The organism is Vulgatibacter sp. (assembly GCF_041687135.1).
In the GTDB taxonomy this organism is placed as follows: Bacteria; Myxococcota; Myxococcia; order Myxococcales; family Vulgatibacteraceae; genus JAWLCN01.
The window spans coordinates 475451-494491 of record NZ_JAWLCN010000002.1 but is presented as its reverse complement, the minus strand read 5'-3'; the positions used below and the strand labels follow the sequence as shown (position 1 = coordinate 494491).

The window sequence follows — 19041 nt, the reverse complement described above, 5'->3', positions numbered from 1 at the left end:
TCAGCCCTCCCTTCCGGCGACCCCTGCGACGAGCCCGACGCCGAGGAGCGCCGCCACCGCACCGCCGACGGCGGGATGCTGCCGGGCCCACGTCCAGGCGCTGTGGCGCAGGACGACCCGCCCGTCGCCGCTTCGCTTCCGGGGCGCTTCACCCAGCGGGCGGTGGAGCGCGTCGACGCCGCGCGCCGGCCCCCTCGCCCGTTGCAGCCGGAAGAAGCTGAAGCGCATCACCTCGTCGGCGGTCTTCGGGCCGAATTTTTCGCCGATGCTCGCGAAGATCCCGGCGCCCCCGACGGTGACGTCGCGCTGCGGTCGCTGCGCCGCCCGGACGATGGCGCGCCCCACCACCTCGGGCGCGTACATCGGGGGTGGCAGCTGCACGCGGAAGGGCATGAGGCTCTTCGAGTGGCGCACGATCGGCGTGTCGATCGCCGAGGGCTGCACCAGGGTCACGGCGACGGCCACGCCCTCCAGCGCGAGCTCCATCCGCAGGGCGTCGGTCCACGCCTTCACCGCGTGCTTGGAGGCGCTGTAGATCCCCTGCAGCGGCACCGCGCGGCCGGAGAGGACGCTGCCCACGTTGACGAGGGTGCCGCGGCTCTCGCGCAAGCGGGGCAGGGCGGCCCTGCTGCCGTGGACCGTGCCCCAATAGTCCACGGCGAGGACCCGGCGGGCGTCTTCGAGATCGACGTCCAGGCTCTTGCCGAAGACGTGGACGCCGGCGTTGTTCACCCAGGTGTCGATGCGGCCGAAGGTCCGGGTGGCGAAGGCGGCGAGCCGCTCCATCGCCGTGCGGGCGGAGACGTCGGCGACGAAGCTGGCGACGGTGCAGCCCTCGTCGCGCAGCGCCTCGGTCGCCTCCTCGAGGGGCTTCGGATCGAAGGAGCTCAAGACCACCCGGGCGCCCCTGCGGGCGGCGATCTGCGCCGTGGCGAGGCCGATGCCGCTGGACGCGCCGGTGATCACGAGGGTCTGTGCGTCGATCGGCTTCTTGCGCCCGGCGTGTCGCATCCCGGAAACGATGCTTCCCGGAAGGCGTGCTGCACACCACCGTCACGCCAGGCGGCGGCGCACCTCGGTGAAGACCCGATCGAACATCGGCTCGGTGAGCAAGCCGGTGTTCGTGTTCTGGCGGGACGGGTGGTAGCTCGCCAGCAGCACGTGGGGCAGTCCCTCCTCCACCGCGGCGAGGTGGCCGAAGCGGGGGCGGGGCTTCGGCTGGTGGCCGAGGCGGGCCGCAGCGGCGAGGTAGGCGTCGAAGGCGAGCCTTCCCAGGGCGACCACCACCTGGAGGTGGGGCAGGGCGGCGAGTTCCCGGTCGAGGAACGAGCGCCCGCAGATCGCGAGCTCCGTCGCGGAGGGGCGGTTGCCCGGCGGGACGCAGTGCACGGCGTTGGTGACCACGCAGTCGTGCAGGCGCAGGCCGTCCCGCGGGTCCCGGGAGAAGGGCTGCGAGGCGAAGCCGGCCCTGTGGAGCGCTCGGAAGAGCCACTGGGGATCACCGTCGCCGGTGAAGACGCGGCCGGTCCGGTTGGCGCCGTGGGCGGCAGGGGCGAGGCCGAGGACGAGGAGCCTGGCGGCGGGATCGCCGAACGAGGGGACCGGCCGCGCCCAATAGGTCTCGTGCCGGAAGGCGGCGCGCTTCTCGGCGCCCACCTGCTCCCGCCACGCGACCAGCCGGTCGCACCGGCCGCAGGCCACCAGTTCCTTCTGCAAGCTCTCGAATGCCTTGGACATCGCGTTGACCGTGTGGGGGGCGACCGCTAGCATGCCCGCCTTTTCGAACGTTGCAGGGGGACTGGTCTGGCGCGGTGCGCCAGCGACCTCGATGCATCGAGCGCCCCGCAAGGTGGCGCGCAGGAGGCGGAACGTGGCGCTCAAGCTCCAGCACGCGAAGATCCCCGAGGGCAAGCTCCTCGTCGGCGGCCGTTGGACCGCAGGCCGGTCCAACACGGCGATGGACGTGATCTATCCCGGGAACGCCGAGAAGGTGGCCAGCTTCCACGGCGCCTCCGCGGAGGACGTGGACGGCGCGGTGCGCATCGCCCGGCAGGCCCTCGAGCAGGGCCCCTGGTCCACGAAGATCAGCCCGGCGGAGCGCACCCGGATCCTCTGGCGCCTCTCGGAGCTGATCGGTGAGCACGCCGACGAGCTCGCCGAGCTCGAGACCGTCAACACCGGCAAGCCCTTCGCCGAGACCCGCAACATCGAGATCCCGCTCTCCGCGGAGATCTTCCAGTACTTCGCCGGTTGGACCACCAAAATCCACGGCGAGACCATCCCCGCGAAGCCCGGCATGCTCAACATGACGCTGCGCGAGCCGGTGGGCGTCGTCGGTGTGATCACGCCCTGGAACTTTCCGCTGCTGATGTCGACGTGGAAGATCGCGGCGGCGCTCGCCTGCGGCAACGTGGTGATCCACAAGCCGTCGGAGCTCACCCCCTTCACCGCGATGAAGCTCGCAGAGCTCGCCCTCGAGGCAGGGCTGCCCGAGGGGGTGCTCCAGGTGCTCCCCGGCACCGGCGGCGAGGCGGGCGAGGCGATGGTGCTCCACCCGGGCATCGACAAGATCAGCTTCACCGGCTCGACGAAGATCGGCCAGCGGATCATGCAGCTCTCCGCCAGCAACCTGAAGCGCCTCACCCTCGAGCTCGGCGGCAAGAGCCCCAACGTCGTCTTCGCCGACGCGGACATGGACGCAGCGGTGCGCGGCGCGATCAACGCCATCTTCTACAACAAGGGCGAGGTCTGCTCGGCGGGCTCGCGCCTCCTCGTCGAGCGCTCGATCAAGGACGAGTTCCTCGAGAAGGTGAAGGGCCGCGCCGAGAAGATGCTGGCGGCGCAGGGTGATCCGCTCAGCCCGAAGTCCCGCCTCGGGCCGCAGATCTCGCAGAACCAGCTCGACAAGGTGCTGGGCTACATCGAGAAGGGCCAGGCGGAGGGCGCCAGGCTCGTCTTCGGCGGCGGCCGCAACACCGACGCCGGCCCGGGCTTCTTCGTGAAGCCCACGATCTTCGACGGCGTGGTCAACGACATGTGCATCGCCCGGGAGGAGATCTTCGGGCCGGTGCTCTCCACCATCGCCTTCGACCAGGTGGAGGAGGCGGCGGCGCTGGCCAACGCCAACGACTACGGCCTCGCCGCAGGAATCTGGACCCGCGACATCAAGAAGGCGCTGCGGGCTGCCAAGGCGCTCAAGGCCGGCACCGTCTGGGTCAACACCTACAACGTCTTCGACGCGGCGATGCCCTTCGGCGGCTTCAAGAACTCCGGCTTCGGCCGCGAGCTCGGCATGCACGCCCTCGACAACTACACCGAGCTGAAGAGCGTCTGGATCGATCTCACCTGATCGACGACGCCGCTCGCGCCACGGACGCCCGTTGCCGGTTTCAGCCGGCGCGGGCGTTCGTGTATTCGGGGAGGGATACGGAAGGTGCTGGCGCGCCCTTCTGATCCGCCTGCGGCTGGCGCAACATGGACGGTCACGGGAGGAAGACGATGAAGCGGATGATCGGGGTCGTTCTCGGCCTGTCCATCGCGGCGGTGGCAGCGGCGGCGTCCGGCTGCGGGGGCCAGAGCTGCAACGCGATGCTGCCCTATTGCGCGCTCGACGTGGCGCTGGTGCACCAGAGCTGGGAGCCGGGCGCCTACACCTTCCGCTTCTCCCTCGACGGCGAGCACGTGCGCTGCACCGCGGACCTGCCCCTGGCGGAAGGGGAGACCCTCGCCTGCGACAGCGACAAGGTCACCTCGCCGGGGTGGGGGCCGCACCACCGGGCCGCCGGCGAGTGGCACGCGGTCCTCTCGATCACCGGCTCGCCGAGCGAGGTCCACATCCTCGTCGAGCGGGAGGGCGTGGAGATCGGCAGCACCTCCATCCACCCGCACTACGAGACCACCGAGCCCAACGGCGAGGGCTGCGGCACCTGCAAGAACGACGACGCCATCTTCGCCTTCTGATCCGGGCCCGCGGGGGGCTGCTGACCTGCGGCAGCGTGACGACGAGCGGGTCCGTGGGCGAGGGCTGCGCCGTCTGCATCCCAGGTCGACCGGAATCTGCACTCGCGCCTGATCCGCCGCCAGCGCAGCGGACATCGAAGCTGCATGCCTTCCCTCGTCCTGCGCCGGGTTCTTCCGCTGGTTGCTGCCGGTGCGCTCTTCGTTCCAGGTTGCGGAGCCGAGCCGGTACCATCGGCCCCCAGGGGCTGTGCGCTCTTGGCATCGGGGTCGTCGTGCATGGCCTGGGTCGACCTCGAGCGGCCGGAGTGGGAGCCGGGGCTCTGGCGCTTCGAGGTGCAGCACGGGGATCGGGTTCTCTCCTCCTGCGAGGTCACGCTCCCGACCGCGTCCGGCGAGCCGGAATGCGCCGACATGAAGGTGGGCATTGCCAAGGGCCGGCCCACCTTCCTCTGGATTTCGAGTCCTGCCAACTCGGTCGACCTCGTAGCGCTGCACGAGTGGACGCAGGTTGCCACGGCCCGCGTCGGACCATTCGAACGCGAGGAAGGACCGTGCGGCCCCACGTGCAGGGACCTCTACGGCGTCTGGAGCTTCTGACCAGCGGCGCTGCCTGCCCGCCATTTCCCGGCCGCTCGACGTGCACCACTTCAGTCCGGCAGATCGTCGGCGGAGTTCACGTGCAGGGAGGCGGCGAGCCATCGTCCCAGCGTCGCCAGGTCGGAACAGCCGGCGATCCTCGCGCGCTGTTCCTCGGAGAGGGCCAGCCCCCGGTTGGTCAGGTTTGCAAGGATGGCTTCGGCGAGTCCTGCCGCTTTGCCCTCGGCCTTTCCTTCGGCCTTGCCCTCCTCGATGTACTTGCGAGCGAACTCGCTCTGGAACTCGTAGCGCCCGCTGTTCATGAAGTCCTCCAGCGTCTTGCGTGCCGCCGCGCCCAGGGAGCGCAGGACGAGGTCAGCATAGAATATCGATCGATCGTCTTCGAGGCCCGCCGCTGCAGCCAGCGCAGCGAGGGCCACCTCCGTGCCACCTTGCTCATGGCCGTGGGCGAGGGCCGACAGCACGGCAAGCTCGGGTTCGACGCGGGCCTTGTCGACGTCGGTGATCCGCGGCAGTGAATCCGCGCCGATTACGAGGGGGACGAGCCGGGATCCGGGGAACCCCAGCTCGATGGGCTGGCGGGCCCACGCCGCTACGCATTCGTCCGGGGTGAATACCAGCAGGTGGACCGGGCAGCGGTCACGTGCGCGCAACGCCGTGACGTAGAGCGGCCAGGTCCACCGCTTGGTGGGATCCCTGCGGAGTTGTACCTCGACGATGATGCGCCGCTCGCGACCGAGCGCGACGACCAGGTCCGCCCGGTACTCCGTGGGCACGACCTGGCTCAAGTCGGCCTCGACGACCCGCGCTTCGTCGCGCGGCAAGGGCACGCCGGAGACGGCGTGCAACAACTCCGCCGCCAGCGCGGGCCGGTTGCGGAAGATCTGCACCAGTGATTCGTGCTCGAGGGACGGCATGGTTCATCCCTCCCCCGGCGGCTGCCTGGTTCCGACTCCGTTTCGTACCATCTGCTCCCCCCGGTCCAGCGTCCACTCCACGCATAGCAGGGGGGTCTGACATTGGGCCCGGCGCTGCCGCCGGGCGGCGGGATGTGCTACGAACCGGGCCTTCCGCATCCACGAAGGAGCCAGAGGCCGATGAGCACCCGCGACTGGACGAAGCCCACCGACGAGCAGCTGGTCGGCTACCGCGCCGAGGGCGGCGTGGCGGTGATCTCGCTGCAGGATCCGCCCGCCAACGCCTACAGCTACCCGATGTTCCGGCAGATCGACGACGCGATCCTCCGCGCCCGCTTCGACGCCGACGTGCACGTGATCGTCGTCACCGGCGCAGGCGAGAAGATGTTCTGCGCCGGCGCCAACATCGACATGCTCAAGAGCGTGGATCCCTACTTCAAGTACAACTTCTGCCTCCACGCCAACGAGACCCTGAATCGCCTCGAGAACACCAACAAGCTCGTGATCGCCGCGATCAACGGCCACTGCGTCGGCGGCGGCCTCGAGATCGCCATGGCGGCGGACCTGCGCATCGCCCGCAGGGGCGGCGGCAAGCTCGGCCTGCCCGAGGTCGCCCTCGGCGTGCTCCCCGGCACCGGCGGCACCCAGCGCCTCGCCCGCCTCGTGGGCAAGACGAAGGCGATCGAGCTCATGGTCGAGGGCGTGAACCTCTCCTTCGACGAGGGTGAGAAGCTCGGCCTGATCAACAAGCAGCTCGAGGCAGCCGACGCCGCCGCCTTCCTCGGCGAGGTGCTCGCCTACGCGAAGCGCTTCGTGCCCCCGGGCCGCGCGGCGAAGGCGGTCGGCGCGATCAAGCGGGCGGTGCAGTCCGGCCTCGAGATGTCGTTCGAAAGCAGCCTCTCCCTCGAGCGCGAGCTGCAGCAGCAGCTCTTCCAGAGCGACGACGCGAAGGAAGGCTTCGCCGCCTTCCTCGACAAGCGCGCGCCGCAGTTCAAGGGGCGCTGACGAGAAAGGGCGAGCGCCGGCGGGAGCGGGACGGTAGATAGCTCCCGCAACCGCCGGCCCCGCGCCGGCCTCTCACCGGGAGTGCAGGGTGGAGATCTCCGAGCAGGCCAAGTCCTCGACCGAATCGATCACCGAGATGACCGAGATCGTGCTGCCGTCCGACGGCAACGCCCTCGGCACCGCCTTCGGCGGCAAGGTGATGCAGTGGATCGACGTCTGCGCCGCGGTTTCGGCGATGCGCCACTGCCGCAAGGTGGTGGTCACCGCGTCGATGGACGAGCTCCACTTCCACGCCCCGATCCGCGTGGGGGAGGTGGTGCACCTCAAGGGCCGGGTGAACGCCGCCTTCAAGCGCTCCCTCGAGATCGGCGTCGAGGTCTACTCGGAGCAGCCGATCACCGGCGAGCGCCACCACACCTGCTCCGCGCTCCTCACCTTCGCCGCCCTGGACGGCGAGGGCCGCCCCACCAGCGTGCCGCCGCTGCTCCTCGAGACGCAGGAGGAGCGGGACGCACAGGCAGCCGCCGCAGCCCGCCGCGAGCAGCGCCTCCAGAACCGCCGCCGCACCCAGCCGCACCACGGCTGAAGCGTCCTCCGAAGGAAAATTTCCGGCTCGCGCGTCTCTCCAAAGAAGGGGGGACGCAAGATGGACGGGCCGATCGAGAGCGAGGCAGCGACGCCGCGCAGCCGCTGGCGTGTGCCGTGCTGCACGAGCTGTGGCGTCGCCGTCGGCGTCGCCGCCTCGCTGGCGCTCTTCCACTCCTGCGCCGTGGCAGCTGCGCTCGTTCTCGTCGGCGCCGGCCTCGCCGGCCTCGCCGTGGGGCTCCGCGGCTGACCCCACGCCGAGCCATTGCATCCGCAGCCCCCAGTGCCCACGGTCGCATCTTCATCCGAATGGAGGTGCACCGTGCAGCGGGGAGGAATCACCCTCGCCGTCCTCGTCCTCTCGACCGCCTGCGCGAGCCAGCAGCGCGTCGACGGCACCGGCGACGAACCGAGCGGGGAGATCCAGGCGGAGATCCTCGATCCCGAGCTCGGGGGCTGGGCGGAAGAATTCTCCGACGTGAAGCTCGACATCACCTCGCCCACCTGGAACGAGGTGGTCCCGCCCGGCGACGTGCGGGTGAAATTCGATCTCGAGAACTATGCCGTCTGGCAGGACGGCGCCCACATCCACCTCGTCCTCGACGACCAGCCCTACATCGCGGTCTACGACGGAGCGGGCTACGTGCTGGAGGACGTGGCGCCCGGCGCCCACCTGCTCCGCGCCTTCCCGTCGCGCCCCAGGCACGAGTCGATCAAGGCGAGCCCGGACGCCTTTGTGATGGTCCGCTTCGTGGTCGGCATGGAGGACGGCAGATACGCCGTCGATCCGGAGGCGCCGCTCCTCACCTGGTCCCGGCCGAAGGGAAGCTACGCTGGCGAAGCGGCGCAGCGGATCCTCTTCGACTACTACCTCACCAACGTGCGGCTCTCGCAAGGCGGCTACCGGGTCCGCTGGACGTTGGACGGCGAGGAGCACCTCGCCACCGAGTGGCAGCCGCTCTGGTGGGAGAACCTGGCGCCTGGCGAGCACGAGATCGAAGTGGATCTGGTAGACGAGAAGGGCGCGCCGGTGGGCAACGGCGGTCTCGGCCCCACCGCGCGCACCTTCACCGTGAAGTGACGCGCCCCCAGCGGCGCAGGAGCGCAAGATGGCAGCGGCACCGCTCGTACTCGTCGACCTTCCCGCCGAAGGCGTGGCCAGGCTCACGCTCGACCGACCTGCGGCGCTCAACGCCCTCTCCATCGATCTCTGCCGCGAGCTCACCACCCGCCTCGGCGAGGTGCAGTGCGACAGCGCGGTGCGTGCGGTGGTGCTCGCCGGGGCCGGCAAGGCCTTCTGCGCCGGCGGCGACATCCCCGCGATGCGCGAGGCCGGCGACCGGGTGGACGTCTTCCTCCGCGAGCTCACCCTCGGTCTCCACGGCGTGGTCTCGGCGATCACCCGGATGCCCAAGCCGGTGATCGGCGCGGTCAAGGGCGCCGCCGGCGGCGGTGGCCTCTCCCTGGCGCTGGCCTGCGACCTGCTCGTCTGCGCCGAGGACGCGAAGCTGGTCTCCGCCTATACCGCCATCGGCCTCACGCCCGATGGCGGCCTCACCTTCCAGCTCACGCGGGCGCTCGGGCCCCACCGGGCGATGGCCCACATCCTCCGCAACGAGCCCCTCCTCCCTGCGGACGCGAAGGCCCACGGCCTGGTCCACACCGTGGCCCCTGCGGCGGAGGTGGACGAGAAGGCGGTCGCGCTGGCCGCCGAGCTCGCCCGCGGCCCGACCCGGGCCTTCGCCGTCGCCAAGCGCATGGTCTGGCGCTACGACTCGTTGGAGTCGACCCTCGAGGAGGAGCGCCAGAACATCTCGGACAGCGCCGCCACCGCCGACGGGCGGGAGGGCGTGGCCGCCTTCCTCGAGAAGCGCAAGGCGACCTTCACCGGTCGCTGAGCCGGCCGCTGCGAAGAATGCAAGCGGCCAAGCTCGTCGTGCGTCAAGGGTTCCACAGTCGCGCCCCGGCTGTGGTACACCTCGCGGTCTGATGGCTGCCAGCGGACAGCCGACGCTCGCCGTCGACGTGGTGCTGCTCACCGTCCGGGACGAGGACCTCAAAGTCCTCCTCACCAGGCGGCGCGAGCCGCCGTTCCGCGATCATTGGACGCTGCCCGGCACCCTCGTCCGCGTCGACGAAGACCTCGACGCCGCAGCCCGGCGGGCGCTCCAGGACAAGGCAGGCCTCAAGGGCGTCTACCTCGAGCAGCTCCACACCTTCGGCGACGTGGGCCGCGATCCCCGCGCCCGGGTGGTGAGCGTCGCCCACTACGCCCTGGTCGCCTCCGCCCGCGCCGCAGCGGCGATCCACGCCGACGACGCCCGCTGGTTCTCGGTCCGCGAGGAGGTGCCGAAGCTGCCGGTGGGCTTCGACCACGCCGAGATTCTCCGCCACGCGGTGGCCCGGATCCGCGCCCGCCTCGAGCACGTGCCCATCGCCTTCCAGCTCCTCCCCGAGGCCTTCACCCTCACCGAGCTGCAGCGGGTCTACGAGGTGATCCTCGGCAAGCGCCTCGACAAACGGAACTTCCGCTCGAAGATGCTCGCCTCCGGGACCCTGGCCCTCGCCCCCGGCAGGCGGGTGGCGGTCGGCAGGCCCGCGCGCCTCTACCGCTTCGTCGCCCAGGGCGAGATGGGCCTCGCCTTCGGCCCCGAACGACGCCGGGCCAGGCCGCGGAAGCCGGCGGCGGCGGAGGAGCCGTGAAGGGTTCGGCGCTTCGAACCCGTCCGGGTTCGCCCTCCCGGTTGCATCCGGGTGCAGAACGGCGGGATGCTTCGTGGTGATGCCTCTCCCGCACCAGCGCCCCACCGCCGCGCCGATCCGCCTCGACGATCCCCTCGTCGACCGCGTGATCGACGGTCGGTATCGCATCGTCGAGCCCCTCGGGGCCGGCGGCATGGGCAAGGTCTACCGCGCGGTGCAGACGGGCCTCGATCGCGAGGTCGCCCTCAAGGTGCTCTCCGCTGGCCTCGCCGACGGACGCGACCTCGCCTTCGTGAAGCGTTTCTGCCTCGAGGCCTCGGTCACCGCGCGGCTCGGCCATCCGCACACGGTGACCATCCACGACTACGGCAGGACCGACGACGGGATCTTCTACATCGCGATGGAGTACCTCGAGGGCCGGACCCTCGCGCAGCTCCTCGAGGAGGAGGGGGCGCTTCCGGCGCCGCGGCTGCTCCGCATCGCCAACCAGATCGCCCGCGCGGCCAGGGAAGCGCACCGCAACGGCCTCGTCCACCGCGACCTCAAGCCGTCGAACGTGATGCTGCTCGCCCGCGAGGACGAGCCGGATTTCGTGAAGGTCCTCGACTTCGGCCTCGCCAAATTCTTCCTCGGCGGGGACGGGGAGCTGAGCCAGTCCGGCGCCTTCCTCGGCTCGCCGCAGTACATGGCCCCCGAGCTCGTGCGCAGCGAGCCGGCGACGCCGCGCACCGACGTCTACAGCCTCGGCGTGATGCTCTACGAGATGGCCTGTGGCAGGCCGCCCTTCACGGCGGAGTCCTCGATCGCGGTCCTCCTCGAGCACGCCAGCGCCCAGCCCAAACCCCCGCGCCTCGTCGCCCGCGACATCCCCGAGGCGCTCGAGCGCGTGATCCTCCGGGCGATGCAGAAGGATCCCGAGGACCGCTACGCCTCGATGGACGATCTCCTCGAGGCCCTCGCCTGGGCGGGCAGCTCCATGGGTGTGGCATTGGCCCGGGAGCCGCTGCGCCCCGTCCTCCTCACGAGCAGCGACGTCGAGGCCCTCGAGGTCGGCTCCCGCCGCCGCTACTGGCGCCGCAAGCTCTCGCCCTGGATCCTCGGCCTGGCGGCAGCTGCCGCCACCGCGGCGGCGCTCCAGCAGCTGCTCTGATCCACAGGGCCCTGCGCTACTTCGTCTCGTCGATCGGCAGCAGCAGCACCACGCCGCTTCCGGTGGCGGCGAGGAAGCTGCCGTCCACGTGGGCCAGCGCCGTCGCCTCGTCGAGGCGGTCGTCGCGCCAGAGCTCCTCGAAGCTGAGCCCGCCGTCCCGGGTGATCTGCGCGAGCCCCTCGCCCCTGGCGATCACCGCGCCGGTGGCGGCGTCGGCGAAGTCGACGAGGATTTCGCCGGGCGTCTCGAGCACCGTCTCCCAGCTGCCCCCGTCCCGCGAGACGAGGAGGGCCGAGGCGGGGCGCGCCTTGCGCCCGGGCCCCGGCAGCCTGTCGGCCCTGCGCTCGACCGCCACCTGGAGCCCGCCGAAGTCGGCGCCGAAGCGCTGCGCGGCGGAGAGGCGGCGGAAGCTCCTGCCGCTGTCCTTCGAGCGCCACGCCCGGAGATCGAAGGGCGCCCAGGTGACGACGGCGCCGTCCGGCTCGACGAGGATGCGCTCGCCACCGTAGCCGGCGAGGGACCCGCGGCGCTCGAGGGAGCCGCTCCCGCCCACGGTGTAGACGACCGTCTCCGCGACGGTGGGCAGATGGAGCTCGTCGGCAGGCGGATCGTAGCGGTGGGCCAGGAGCCAGAGGGTGCCGTCCCGTGCCGTCGCGTCGACCACCGCCACGTCGCCTGGCGGCGCCGCCCAGATCTCGGCCTCCGCCCCTGCGCGCAGCTGGTAGACCATCCCGTCCACCGCAGCGACGAGCAGGCTCTCCGCGAAGCGGACCACGGCGAGGGGTGGATCGGGCAGCTCCACCGGCTCGCCCCAGCTGCTGCCGCCGTCGGTGGTGCAGCTCAGCCGCCTGCCGCCCAGGGCGCACGCCTCCGCGCCGCCGATGGGCACGAGCCGGCCCACCTGATCGAGAGGGAGCGCCACCGCCCTGGGGCCGCGGGGCACCTCGGGCTCCGGCGCGGGCGCAGGGATCTCGACGACCACCGGGGGTGGCTCGTCCCTGCCGCCGAGCCAGAAGCCGAGGCCGAGCGTGCCCGCGGCGAGCGAAGCCACCGCCCCGGCTCGTGCCAGGCGGAGACGCAACCGCTCGCTTGCCGCTCGTTCCGTGTCCATCGGCTCCGCCAACGCCCGGGGGCTCGATCCTCATCCCGCCGCTCGCCCGAAAGGCGAGGGCCTACGGCACGAGCACCACCTTGCCGAATTGCGCCCGGTTCGAGAGGAGCTCGTGGGCCTGCCGCGCCTGCGAGAGGGGGAGCACCCGATCGATCACCGCCCGCAGCTTCCCCTGCTCGAGGAGCTGCACGATGCGGATCAGGTCGCCTTTGCTCCCCATCGTCGAGCCGAGGAGCGAGAGCCGCCGGTAGAAGAGGTGGCGCAGATCGATCCCCACCTGGAAGCCGGTGGTGGCGCCGCAGGTGACCAGGCGGCCGCCGCTGCGCAGGCAGCGGAGCGAGCCGTCCCAGGTCTTGTCGCCCACGTGGTCGAAGACCACCTCGACCCCGGCCTTGCCGGTGAGGCGCTTCACCTCGGCGACCCAGTCGGCGGTCTCGTAGTTGATCACGTGATCGGCGCCGAGCTCCTTCGCCCGCTCGAGCTTCTCGTCCGATCCCGCGGTGGCGATCACCTGCGCGCCGAGGAGCCTGGCGATCTGCACGCCGGCGGAGCCCACGCCGGAGCCCGCCGCCTGGATCAGGACCGTCTCGCCGGCGAGGAGCTGCGCCCGTCGGACCAGCATCTCCCACGCGGTGAGGAGGACGAGCGGCGCCGAGGCCGCCTCCTCCCAGGAGAGGTTCTTCGGCTTGGCGACGATGTTGTGGTGGGGCACGGAGACGAACTCGGCATAGCCGCCGTTCCGGTGCTCGCCGAGGATCTGGTACTGCCTGCAGGCGTGATCCTGGCCCGAGAGGCAGGCGGCGCAGCGCATGCACGAGACGCCGGGCTGGACGATCACCTCCATGCCCGCGGCGATCCCCGCGGGGACCTCGGGCCCGACCTGCTCCACCACGCCGGCGACGTCCGAGCCGAGGATGTGCGGGAACTCCACCGGGATGGTCGGGATCCCGTTGCGGACCCAGATGTCGAGGTGGTTCAGGGCGGTGGCCTTCACCCGGACCAGCACGTCCTTCGCGCCCACGTGCGGCGTGGCGACCTCCGCCTCCTCGAGGACCTCGGGCCCGCCGTGCCGGCGGAAGACGATTGCGCGCATGCTCGTTGCTCCTTCGCTCGGATGCCCCGGCTCCCGGGAACCGGGGGCAACCAAGCATGCCCCTGTCCATCGGGCAAGCGATCTGGCAGGAGGTGAGGGGTGGCGTACGTCGACCGTTGTTATTGCGAGAAGAAGCCCTTCGCCGAGCTGATCGCCACCGCGTCGCGGGAGGGGCTGGACCTCGTGGGGCTCGCCCGCCGCGAGGGCTGCGGCACCCACTGCGGCTGGTGCGTCGCCTACCTGCGCCGGGCCCTGCGCACCGGCGAGACCGCCTTCACCGAGTTGCTGGCGAAGGAGCCTCTCGACGACGAGCGTTAAACGCTGCGTCGTCGTGGAATCGCACCGTCGCTGCCGCTACACTCGCGGCGTGCCGCACCTGCCGCATCGCTCTCTTCTCGCAGCGCTCCTCTGCGCCGCCGCCTGCACCGAGGCGCCGCCACCGCAGCTCGAGGCGCCGCAGGCCTGTCCACCCCAGCAGGCGCAGGTGGCCGCGCCGGCAGCGCCGTCCACGGCGCCGGTCGAAGAGGCCACGCAGGAGGAGCCCCCGCTCCTCGTCCGCTGCGTCGAGGACGACGGACCGCTGGTGCAGCGCGACCTCGAGGAGCTCGAGAACCGCGCGCTGGAGGCGGAGGCGAAGGGTGATGCCGCCCGGATGCTCGCCTGCGCCGACGAGGCGCTGCGCATCGTCGAGGACGACGCCGTCGCCGCCCACCTCCGTGCCGAGGCGCTCCTCCACCTCCACCGCCTCGACGACGCCGCCGACGCCTTCACCCTCGCGCTCGCCCTGGCGCCGAACGATCCCTGGGTGCTCGCCGGCGCCGCGGAGCTCTACGCCAACCACCTGCCCCTCCGCCGGGATCGCACCCTCGCCGCCCTCGCCTGGGCCGAGCGCGGCCTCGTCCACCTCCCACCCGCCGAGACGGATCTGCAGGTGCAGCTCCACCGGCTCGCTGCGTGGGCGCAGGCCGATCTGGGCAACCACCGGGCGGCGCTGGTCCACGCCGGTGTGGCGCTCCACCTCCGTGCAGGCGATCGGGACGCGCAGGTGATCCGCGGCAGGGCGCTCTACGAGCTCACCCGCTTCGAAGAGGCGGCGCAGGTGCTGGAGAAGACCCTCGCCTCGAACCCGGAGGATGCGGAGGCGCACCACCTGCTCGGCCTCTCCCTCGAGCGGATCGAGGGCCGCCTGGCCGAGGCCGAAGAGCATCTCGCCAGGGCGACCGCCCTCGATCCCGCGGGCTTTCCCCCGCCGGTCGCCGTCGACGGGGAGGGGCTCGCCGCCCTCGTCCACGCGGAGGTGGCGGCCCTGCCCGAGCGCGAGCGCGGCCTCCTCGGCAAGGGAAGGGTGCCGGTGCGGGTGGCGCCGCTTCCGGACATCGCCGATCTCCGGGCGGAGGACCCGCCCCTCTCGCCCACGGCGGTGGGCATGTTCCGCGGGCCGCCCCTCGGGATCGCGGCGGAGGAGCCCCGGGAGATCCTCCTCTTCGACCGGAACCTCCGCCGGGCTGCGCGCAATCTCCACGAGCTCCGCGAGCAGGTGCGGATCACCCTGCTCCACGAGGTCGGCCATCTCGCCGGCGAGGACGAGGCCGATCTGCGGGCGCGGGGGCTCGAATAACCGGCGCTCCCGGCGCCCGATCCTCGCTGGATCGATCGCCTGCCCTGTGCGAGAAACGAAGCCTTCCGAGATCGGGGAGGGCATCGTGACCGACTTCCGCACCATCCGTGTCGCCGTCGCCGACGACGGCGTCGCCACGCTCACCCTGTCGCGCCCGGAGCTCCGCAACGCGATCAACCTCGACATGGTCGAGGAGGTCGCTGCAGCGCTCGACCAGCTCGGCACCGATCCCGCCGTGCGCGTGCTCGTGCTCCGCGGCGAGGGGAAGTCCTTCGCCGGCGGCGCCGACATCGGCCAGCTCCGGGAGCGGCGCAGCCTCGACGCGATGCGGGCGATCAACGCGGGCATGTTCCAGCGGGTGGAGGACTTCCCGCACCCGGTGATCGCGGCGATCGAGGGCTACGCCCTGGGCGGCGGCTGCGAGCTCGCCATGGCCTGCGACATCCGCATCGCCGGCGTCACCGCGAAGCTCGGCTTCCCCGAGGTGGGCCTCGGCATCTTCCCCGCCGCAGGCGGGACCTGGCGGCTGCCGCGGCTGGTGGGGCTGGGCAAGGCGAAGGAGCTCGTCTTCACCGGCAGGGTCCTCACCGCCGACGAGGCGATGCAGGTAGGCCTCGTCGAGCACGTGGTGCCGGAGGGTGACGCCGAGAGCCACGCCGGGATCCTCGCCAGGCAGATCGCCGCCAACGGCACGCTGGCCGTGCGCGTCGCCAAGGCGGCGCTCAACGCCATCGCCCGGGGCAACGATCCCGAGCCGATCGAGAAGCTGGGCCAGGCGATCCTCTTCGAGAGCGCCGAAAAATTCGAACGGATGACCGCCTTCCTCGAGCGGAAGAAGCGGAAGGAGAGCTGAGGATGAGCACCTTCGAGATCCGCACCATCGCCGTCCTCGGCGCGGGGACCATGGGTCACGGCATCGCCCACGTTGCAGCGGCGGCGGGCTACGAGACCCGGCTCTTCGACGTGGCTGCCGCAGGCGTCGAGAACGGCCTGCAGAAGATCAAGGCCAACTTCGCCAAGGGCGTGGAGAAGGGCAAGGTCAGCGCCGAGGCCCGCGACGCGGCGCTCTCGCGCCTCACCGGCAGCATGGATCTCGCCGCGGCGACGAGCGGCGCCGACCTCGTGATCGAGGCGGTGCCCGAGAAGCTCGCGCTCAAGGTGCAGGTCCTCGGCGAGAGCGCCAGGCACGCAGGCGAGCACGCCATCCTCGCCTCCAACACCTCGAGCCTCGCCCTCACCGAGATCGCCGCGGCGCTGCCGCGGCCCGCGCGCGTGATCGGCATGCACTTCTTCAACCCCGTGCACCTGATGAAGCTGCTCGAGGTGGTGAAGGCCTACCAGACCAGCGAGGAGACGCTGGCCGCCGTTCGCGCGGTGGGCGAGAAGCTGGGCAAGGAGGTGATCGTGGTGCGGGACGCCCCGGGCTTCGCCTCCTCGCGCCTCGGCATCGCCCTCGGCATGGAAGCGATCCGCATGCTCGAGGAGGGCGTCGCCTCCGCCGCCGAGATCGACAAGGCGATGGAGCTCGGCTACGGCCACCCGATGGGCCCGCTCAAGCTCACCGATCTCGTGGGCCTCGACGTGCGCATGGCCATCGGCGAGTACCTCTACGCAGAGCTCGGCGGCAGCCAGTTCCGCCCGCCGCAGCTGCTCAAGCAGATGGTCCGCGCCGGCAAGCTCGGCAGGAAGAGCGGCGAGGGCTTCTACACGTACTGATTCCCGTTCCGAGCGCCGTGCTTAGGCTTGCCCCAATCCGGCCGATGGGCCGGTGGGGGATCGATGCGGGAAGCAGGCTGGGCAGGATGGCGCCTGGTGGCGAAGGTTTGCGCCTTCGTCGTGGGCTACGTCCTGCTCGAGCTGCTGGCCTACGAAACCGCCTACGCCGCCGGGGAGATCTCGCCGTTCTGGTGGCCTCCCGCTGGCCTCGCGCTGGGCACGCTGGTCCGCGCGCCACGGCGCGCCTGGCCGGTGCTGCTCCTCCCTCTGGCCGCCGTCGTCTTCGGCCTCGCACGCCTGCCCCACCTGGCGGGCCCGGCGCTGCCTGCGCCGGTGGCGGCAGTGTGGGCGCTCGCCAACACCCTGCCGGCTGCGGTCGGTGCGTGGGTGATGCGCACCGCAGGTGGGCGGCCCTTCTCGCTGCGCCGGGTGAGCGAGGTCCTGCTCTGGCTCGCGGGTGGCGTGCTGCTGACCTCGCTGCTGGCGACGCTGCTGCTGCTGCTCGTCTGGCCGATCTGGCCCGCGGACGCGCCGCCGCTCGCGCCCCTGCAGCGGTGGGCGGCGCAGTCCTTCGGCCTCCTCGCCATCTCGCCGCTGGTGCTCACCGCGCCGGTCCGGGGCGAGTGGCCTCGCCCCTTCGTCCATCGAGTCCCCGAGGTTTTCTTGCTGCTGGTGGCGTTGCTCGTCGCGACCTGGGGGACCTTTGCCCTCCCCACCCGCGGCTTGCAGCTGCTCGCCCTCGGCGGCTCGAGCACGGTCGTCCTCGCCTGGGCTGCCTTCCGATTCGGCCCCCGCGGCGCAGCCTGGGCGATGGCCTGCCTGGGCGCTCTCGCAGGCTGGCAAGCGTTGGAAGGCGGTGGTCCCTTCGCCGAGCCGGGCGCCGAACTCCCCGCGATGCGCGCCTTCTACACCCAGGCCTACTTCTCCCTCGTCACCATCGGCGCGCTGCTGCTCGCCGCCCTTGCCGCCGAGCGGCGGCGCGCCGCCGATCGCCAGCGCCTGGTGCTCGAGGTGGGGCTCGCGCTCTCCGCGCGCACGGCCCTGCCCGAACGGTTGGAGCAGGCCGCGGCGTGCATCGTCCGCCTGCTTGCGCGTCGCTGCGTCATCCGGCTGGATGGCAGCGAATTCGTCGCCCCGCACGAGAGCAGCGCCTCGCATGCGACGGAGGTTCTCGTCGAACGCTTCCACGGGGCGGTGGAGGAGGGCGGGATCGAGGTGGAGGCGCCGGCAGAGCTGGGCACCTTCGATCCGGAGGCCCGCACCACCGTCGCCCATCTCGCCGCTCGCATCGCAGAAGCGGCGGAGCAGGATCGCCTCGCCAGCGAGAGCCGGCGGCAGGAGCGGGAGCTGCGGCACAGCGAGGAGCGCTTCCGCCGCCTCGCGCAGGCGACCTCCGACGTGGTCTGGGTGACCGATCCCCACCTCGCGCCCCTGTCGGGAGGGGAGGCCTGGACGGCCCTCACCGGTCACACCCTCGACGACTTCCAGACGGGAAGGTGGGTCCGCTACATGCCGCCGGAGGACCTGGCCCGCGCCGTGGAACAGCAGCGGATCATGCTCCGAGAGGGAAAGCCCTACCGGAATTACCGCTACCGGATCCTGGTAGACGGCAGGTGGCACACCCACGAGTCGAGCGGTGTGCCCGTACGCAACGAAGACGGCAGCATCCGGGAGTGGGTCGGGATGACCGTCGACGTGACCGATCGGGTCGCTGCGGAGGAGGCGCGCGAGCAGGCCCTCGCCGAAGCGCAGGAGGCGGTCCGCATCCGCGACGACTTCCTCAGCGTCGCCTCCCACGAGCTCAAGACGCCGCTCACGCCCCTGGCTGCACGGCTGCAGACGATGGAACGCCGCGCGGTCGCCGGCGAGCCGATCGATCTCGCCGCCATCGCCAAGGCGCGTGCGGGGCTGGAGCGCCTGAAGGATCTGATCGACGATCTGCTCGACGTCTCGAGGATCCGCGCTGCCGCCCGGCTCGCCGTCCGCCGGGAACCCTTCGCGCTCGCCGAAGCGGTTCGCGAGGTGGCCGACGCCTACCGGGAACACGACGAAGCGCACCGGCTCGAGGTGGAGGTGCCGGAGGAGGCGCTGCTGGTCGCGGGGGATCGCCAGCGGATCGTCCAGGTCCTCGACATCCTCGTCGACAACGCCTTCAAGTTCAGCCCCGGCGGCGGGCGCGTCGGGATCACGCTCGCTCGGGAGGGACGTGAGGCGATCCTCGCCGTATCCGACGAGGGAATCGGCATTCCGCCTGCGGACCAGGGTCGCATCTTCGAGCGCTTCTTCCGGGCGGAGAACGTGAGCGCCTCGTCGTACGGGGGGTTGGGGCTCGGGCTCTACATCACCCGCGACGTGGTGGAAAACCACGGCGGGCGGATCTGGCTCCGGAGCGAGCCGGGCAGGGGCTCGACGTTCTTCGTGGCGCTTCCCTTGCTCGAGGAACTGCAGGCGCCACCGACGAGTCTCGCCACGAGCTGAGCATGGAGGTCCATTCCGCCGCCGTGCCGGTCCTGGTCGGGGAGCTCCGGCAGGAAACGCGTGCCGTCTCCCGTGCATAGCGTTGGCGGGCAGGTGGGGGGTGATGGA

Annotated in this window: 20 protein-coding genes; 15 read left to right on the top strand and 5 right to left on the bottom strand. The window is 71.5% G+C overall.

Features of this window, described 5'->3' with window-relative positions:
- Together ACESMR_RS05965 and ACESMR_RS05960 are read right to left on the bottom strand one after the other, a co-directional pair.
- A complete protein-coding gene (locus ACESMR_RS05965; RefSeq protein WP_373045925.1) occupies window positions 1-1011 on the bottom strand; it encodes an SDR family oxidoreductase in 1011 nt (336 codons plus the stop codon).
- A 42-nt stretch (window positions 1012-1053) separates the two neighbouring features.
- Window positions 1054-1737, bottom strand: a complete 684-nt coding sequence (locus ACESMR_RS05960; RefSeq protein ID WP_373045923.1) for a uracil-DNA glycosylase — start codon at window positions 1735-1737, stop codon at window positions 1054-1056.
- 133 nt (window positions 1738-1870) lie between these two features.
- Here ACESMR_RS05960 and ACESMR_RS05955 point away from each other — a divergent pair, with 133 nt between their 5' ends.
- The 3 genes from ACESMR_RS05955 (at window position 1871) to ACESMR_RS05945 (ending at window position 4557) form a co-directional block, all read left to right on the top strand.
- A complete protein-coding gene (locus ACESMR_RS05955; protein ID WP_373045921.1) occupies window positions 1871-3349 on the top strand; it encodes an aldehyde dehydrogenase family protein in 1479 nt (492 codons plus the stop codon).
- A 149-nt stretch (window positions 3350-3498) separates the two neighbouring features.
- A complete protein-coding gene (locus ACESMR_RS05950) occupies window positions 3499-3960 on the top strand; it encodes a hypothetical protein (RefSeq protein ID WP_373045919.1) in 462 nt (153 codons plus the stop codon).
- Window positions 3961-4236: 276 nt separating this feature from the next.
- Window positions 4237-4557 carry a hypothetical protein gene (locus ACESMR_RS05945; protein ID WP_373045917.1) on the top strand — a complete coding sequence of 107 codons (321 nt, stop codon included), beginning with the start codon at window positions 4237-4239 and terminating at the stop codon, window positions 4555-4557.
- Between the two features lie 50 nt (window positions 4558-4607).
- Here the strand turns inward: ACESMR_RS05945 and ACESMR_RS05940 are convergent, their stop codons facing one another.
- Entirely contained in the window at window positions 4608-5447 is an 840-nt protein-coding gene (locus tag ACESMR_RS05940) for a hypothetical protein (protein ID WP_373045915.1), read from the bottom strand.
- 207 nt (window positions 5448-5654) lie between these two features.
- On the opposite strand from ACESMR_RS05940, the gene ACESMR_RS05935 reads away from it, so the two are divergent.
- From ACESMR_RS05935 to ACESMR_RS05905, 7 genes are all read left to right on the top strand, one after another.
- Window positions 5655-6479, top strand: coding sequence for an enoyl-CoA hydratase/isomerase family protein (locus tag ACESMR_RS05935; RefSeq protein WP_373045913.1), 825 nt, complete (start codon window positions 5655-5657; stop codon window positions 6477-6479).
- 136 nt (window positions 6480-6615) lie between these two features.
- Window positions 6616-7065 (top strand): acyl-CoA thioesterase, encoded by a 450-nt coding sequence (locus tag ACESMR_RS05930; protein ID WP_373046416.1) that lies wholly within the window; start codon window positions 6616-6618, stop codon window positions 7063-7065.
- 60 nt (window positions 7066-7125) lie between these two features.
- Complete coding sequence (locus ACESMR_RS05925) at window positions 7126-7314, top strand: hypothetical protein (RefSeq protein ID WP_373045911.1); 189 nt, start codon at window positions 7126-7128, stop codon at window positions 7312-7314.
- Window positions 7315-7386: 72 nt separating this feature from the next.
- A complete protein-coding gene (locus ACESMR_RS05920; protein WP_373045909.1) occupies window positions 7387-8145 on the top strand; it encodes a hypothetical protein in 759 nt (252 codons plus the stop codon).
- A gap of 28 nt (window positions 8146-8173) precedes the next feature.
- On the top strand, window positions 8174-8962 hold the full coding sequence (locus ACESMR_RS05915) for an enoyl-CoA hydratase/isomerase family protein (protein ID WP_373045907.1): 789 nt from the start codon (window positions 8174-8176) through the stop codon (window positions 8960-8962).
- Between the two features lie 91 nt (window positions 8963-9053).
- Window positions 9054-9767 (top strand): NUDIX hydrolase, encoded by a 714-nt coding sequence (locus tag ACESMR_RS05910; protein WP_373045905.1) that lies wholly within the window; start codon window positions 9054-9056, stop codon window positions 9765-9767.
- Between the two features lie 79 nt (window positions 9768-9846).
- Window positions 9847-10917, top strand: a complete 1071-nt coding sequence (locus ACESMR_RS05905; RefSeq protein WP_373046415.1) for a serine/threonine-protein kinase — start codon at window positions 9847-9849, stop codon at window positions 10915-10917.
- Window positions 10918-10933: 16 nt separating this feature from the next.
- On the opposite strand, the gene ACESMR_RS05900 is transcribed toward ACESMR_RS05905, so the two are convergent.
- Both ACESMR_RS05900 and ACESMR_RS05895 read right to left on the bottom strand, forming a co-directional pair.
- The gene (locus ACESMR_RS05900; protein ID WP_373045904.1) at window positions 10934-11968 is read right to left on the bottom strand and encodes a hypothetical protein; all 1035 of its coding nucleotides are present in this window, start codon (window positions 11966-11968) and stop codon (window positions 10934-10936) included.
- A gap of 121 nt (window positions 11969-12089) precedes the next feature.
- A complete protein-coding gene (locus tag ACESMR_RS05895; RefSeq protein WP_373045902.1) occupies window positions 12090-13121 on the bottom strand; it encodes a zinc-binding dehydrogenase in 1032 nt (343 codons plus the stop codon).
- A 99-nt stretch (window positions 13122-13220) separates the two neighbouring features.
- Here ACESMR_RS05895 and ACESMR_RS05890 point away from each other — a divergent pair, with 99 nt between their 5' ends.
- The 5 genes from ACESMR_RS05890 to ACESMR_RS05870 all read left to right on the top strand — a co-directional run bounded on the left by ACESMR_RS05890 (window position 13221) and on the right by ACESMR_RS05870 (window position 18933).
- Entirely contained in the window at window positions 13221-13439 is a 219-nt protein-coding gene (locus ACESMR_RS05890; RefSeq protein WP_373045900.1) for a hypothetical protein, read from the top strand.
- A gap of 13 nt (window positions 13440-13452) precedes the next feature.
- Window positions 13453-14739, top strand: a complete 1287-nt coding sequence (locus tag ACESMR_RS05885; protein WP_373045898.1) for a metallopeptidase family protein — start codon at window positions 13453-13455, stop codon at window positions 14737-14739.
- An 85-nt stretch (window positions 14740-14824) separates the two neighbouring features.
- Window positions 14825-15592 carry an enoyl-CoA hydratase/isomerase family protein gene (locus tag ACESMR_RS05880; protein ID WP_373045896.1) on the top strand — a complete coding sequence of 256 codons (768 nt, stop codon included), beginning with the start codon at window positions 14825-14827 and terminating at the stop codon, window positions 15590-15592.
- Window positions 15593-15594: 2 nt separating this feature from the next.
- Complete coding sequence (locus ACESMR_RS05875) at window positions 15595-16455, top strand: 3-hydroxyacyl-CoA dehydrogenase family protein (RefSeq protein WP_373045894.1); 861 nt, start codon at window positions 15595-15597, stop codon at window positions 16453-16455.
- 96 nt (window positions 16456-16551) lie between these two features.
- A complete protein-coding gene (locus tag ACESMR_RS05870; protein WP_373045892.1) occupies window positions 16552-18933 on the top strand; it encodes an ATP-binding protein in 2382 nt (793 codons plus the stop codon).
- The last annotated feature ends 108 nt before the right edge of the window (window positions 18934-19041 follow it).

Coding starts and splice junctions, on each gene's coding strand:
- ACESMR_RS05965 (WP_373045925.1), bottom strand. CDS start 1,011: ATGCGACACGCCGGGCGCAAGAAGCCGATCGACGCACAGACCCTCGTG.
- ACESMR_RS05960 (WP_373045923.1), bottom strand. CDS start 1,737: ATGTCCAAGGCATTCGAGAGCTTGCAGAAGGAACTGGTGGCCTGCGGC.
- ACESMR_RS05950 (WP_373045919.1), top strand. CDS start 3,499: ATGAAGCGGATGATCGGGGTCGTTCTCGGCCTGTCCATCGCGGCGGTG.
- ACESMR_RS05945 (WP_373045917.1), top strand. CDS start 4,237: ATGGCCTGGGTCGACCTCGAGCGGCCGGAGTGGGAGCCGGGGCTCTGG.
- ACESMR_RS05935 (WP_373045913.1), top strand. CDS start 5,655: ATGAGCACCCGCGACTGGACGAAGCCCACCGACGAGCAGCTGGTCGGC.
- ACESMR_RS05930 (WP_373046416.1), top strand. CDS start 6,616: ATGACCGAGATCGTGCTGCCGTCCGACGGCAACGCCCTCGGCACCGCC.
- ACESMR_RS05925 (WP_373045911.1), top strand. CDS start 7,126: ATGGACGGGCCGATCGAGAGCGAGGCAGCGACGCCGCGCAGCCGCTGG.
- ACESMR_RS05915 (WP_373045907.1), top strand. CDS start 8,174: ATGGCAGCGGCACCGCTCGTACTCGTCGACCTTCCCGCCGAAGGCGTG.
- ACESMR_RS05910 (WP_373045905.1), top strand. CDS start 9,054: ATGGCTGCCAGCGGACAGCCGACGCTCGCCGTCGACGTGGTGCTGCTC.
- ACESMR_RS05905 (WP_373046415.1), top strand. CDS start 9,847: ATGCCTCTCCCGCACCAGCGCCCCACCGCCGCGCCGATCCGCCTCGAC.
- ACESMR_RS05895 (WP_373045902.1), bottom strand. CDS start 13,121: ATGCGCGCAATCGTCTTCCGCCGGCACGGCGGGCCCGAGGTCCTCGAG.
- ACESMR_RS05875 (WP_373045894.1), top strand. CDS start 15,595: ATGAGCACCTTCGAGATCCGCACCATCGCCGTCCTCGGCGCGGGGACC.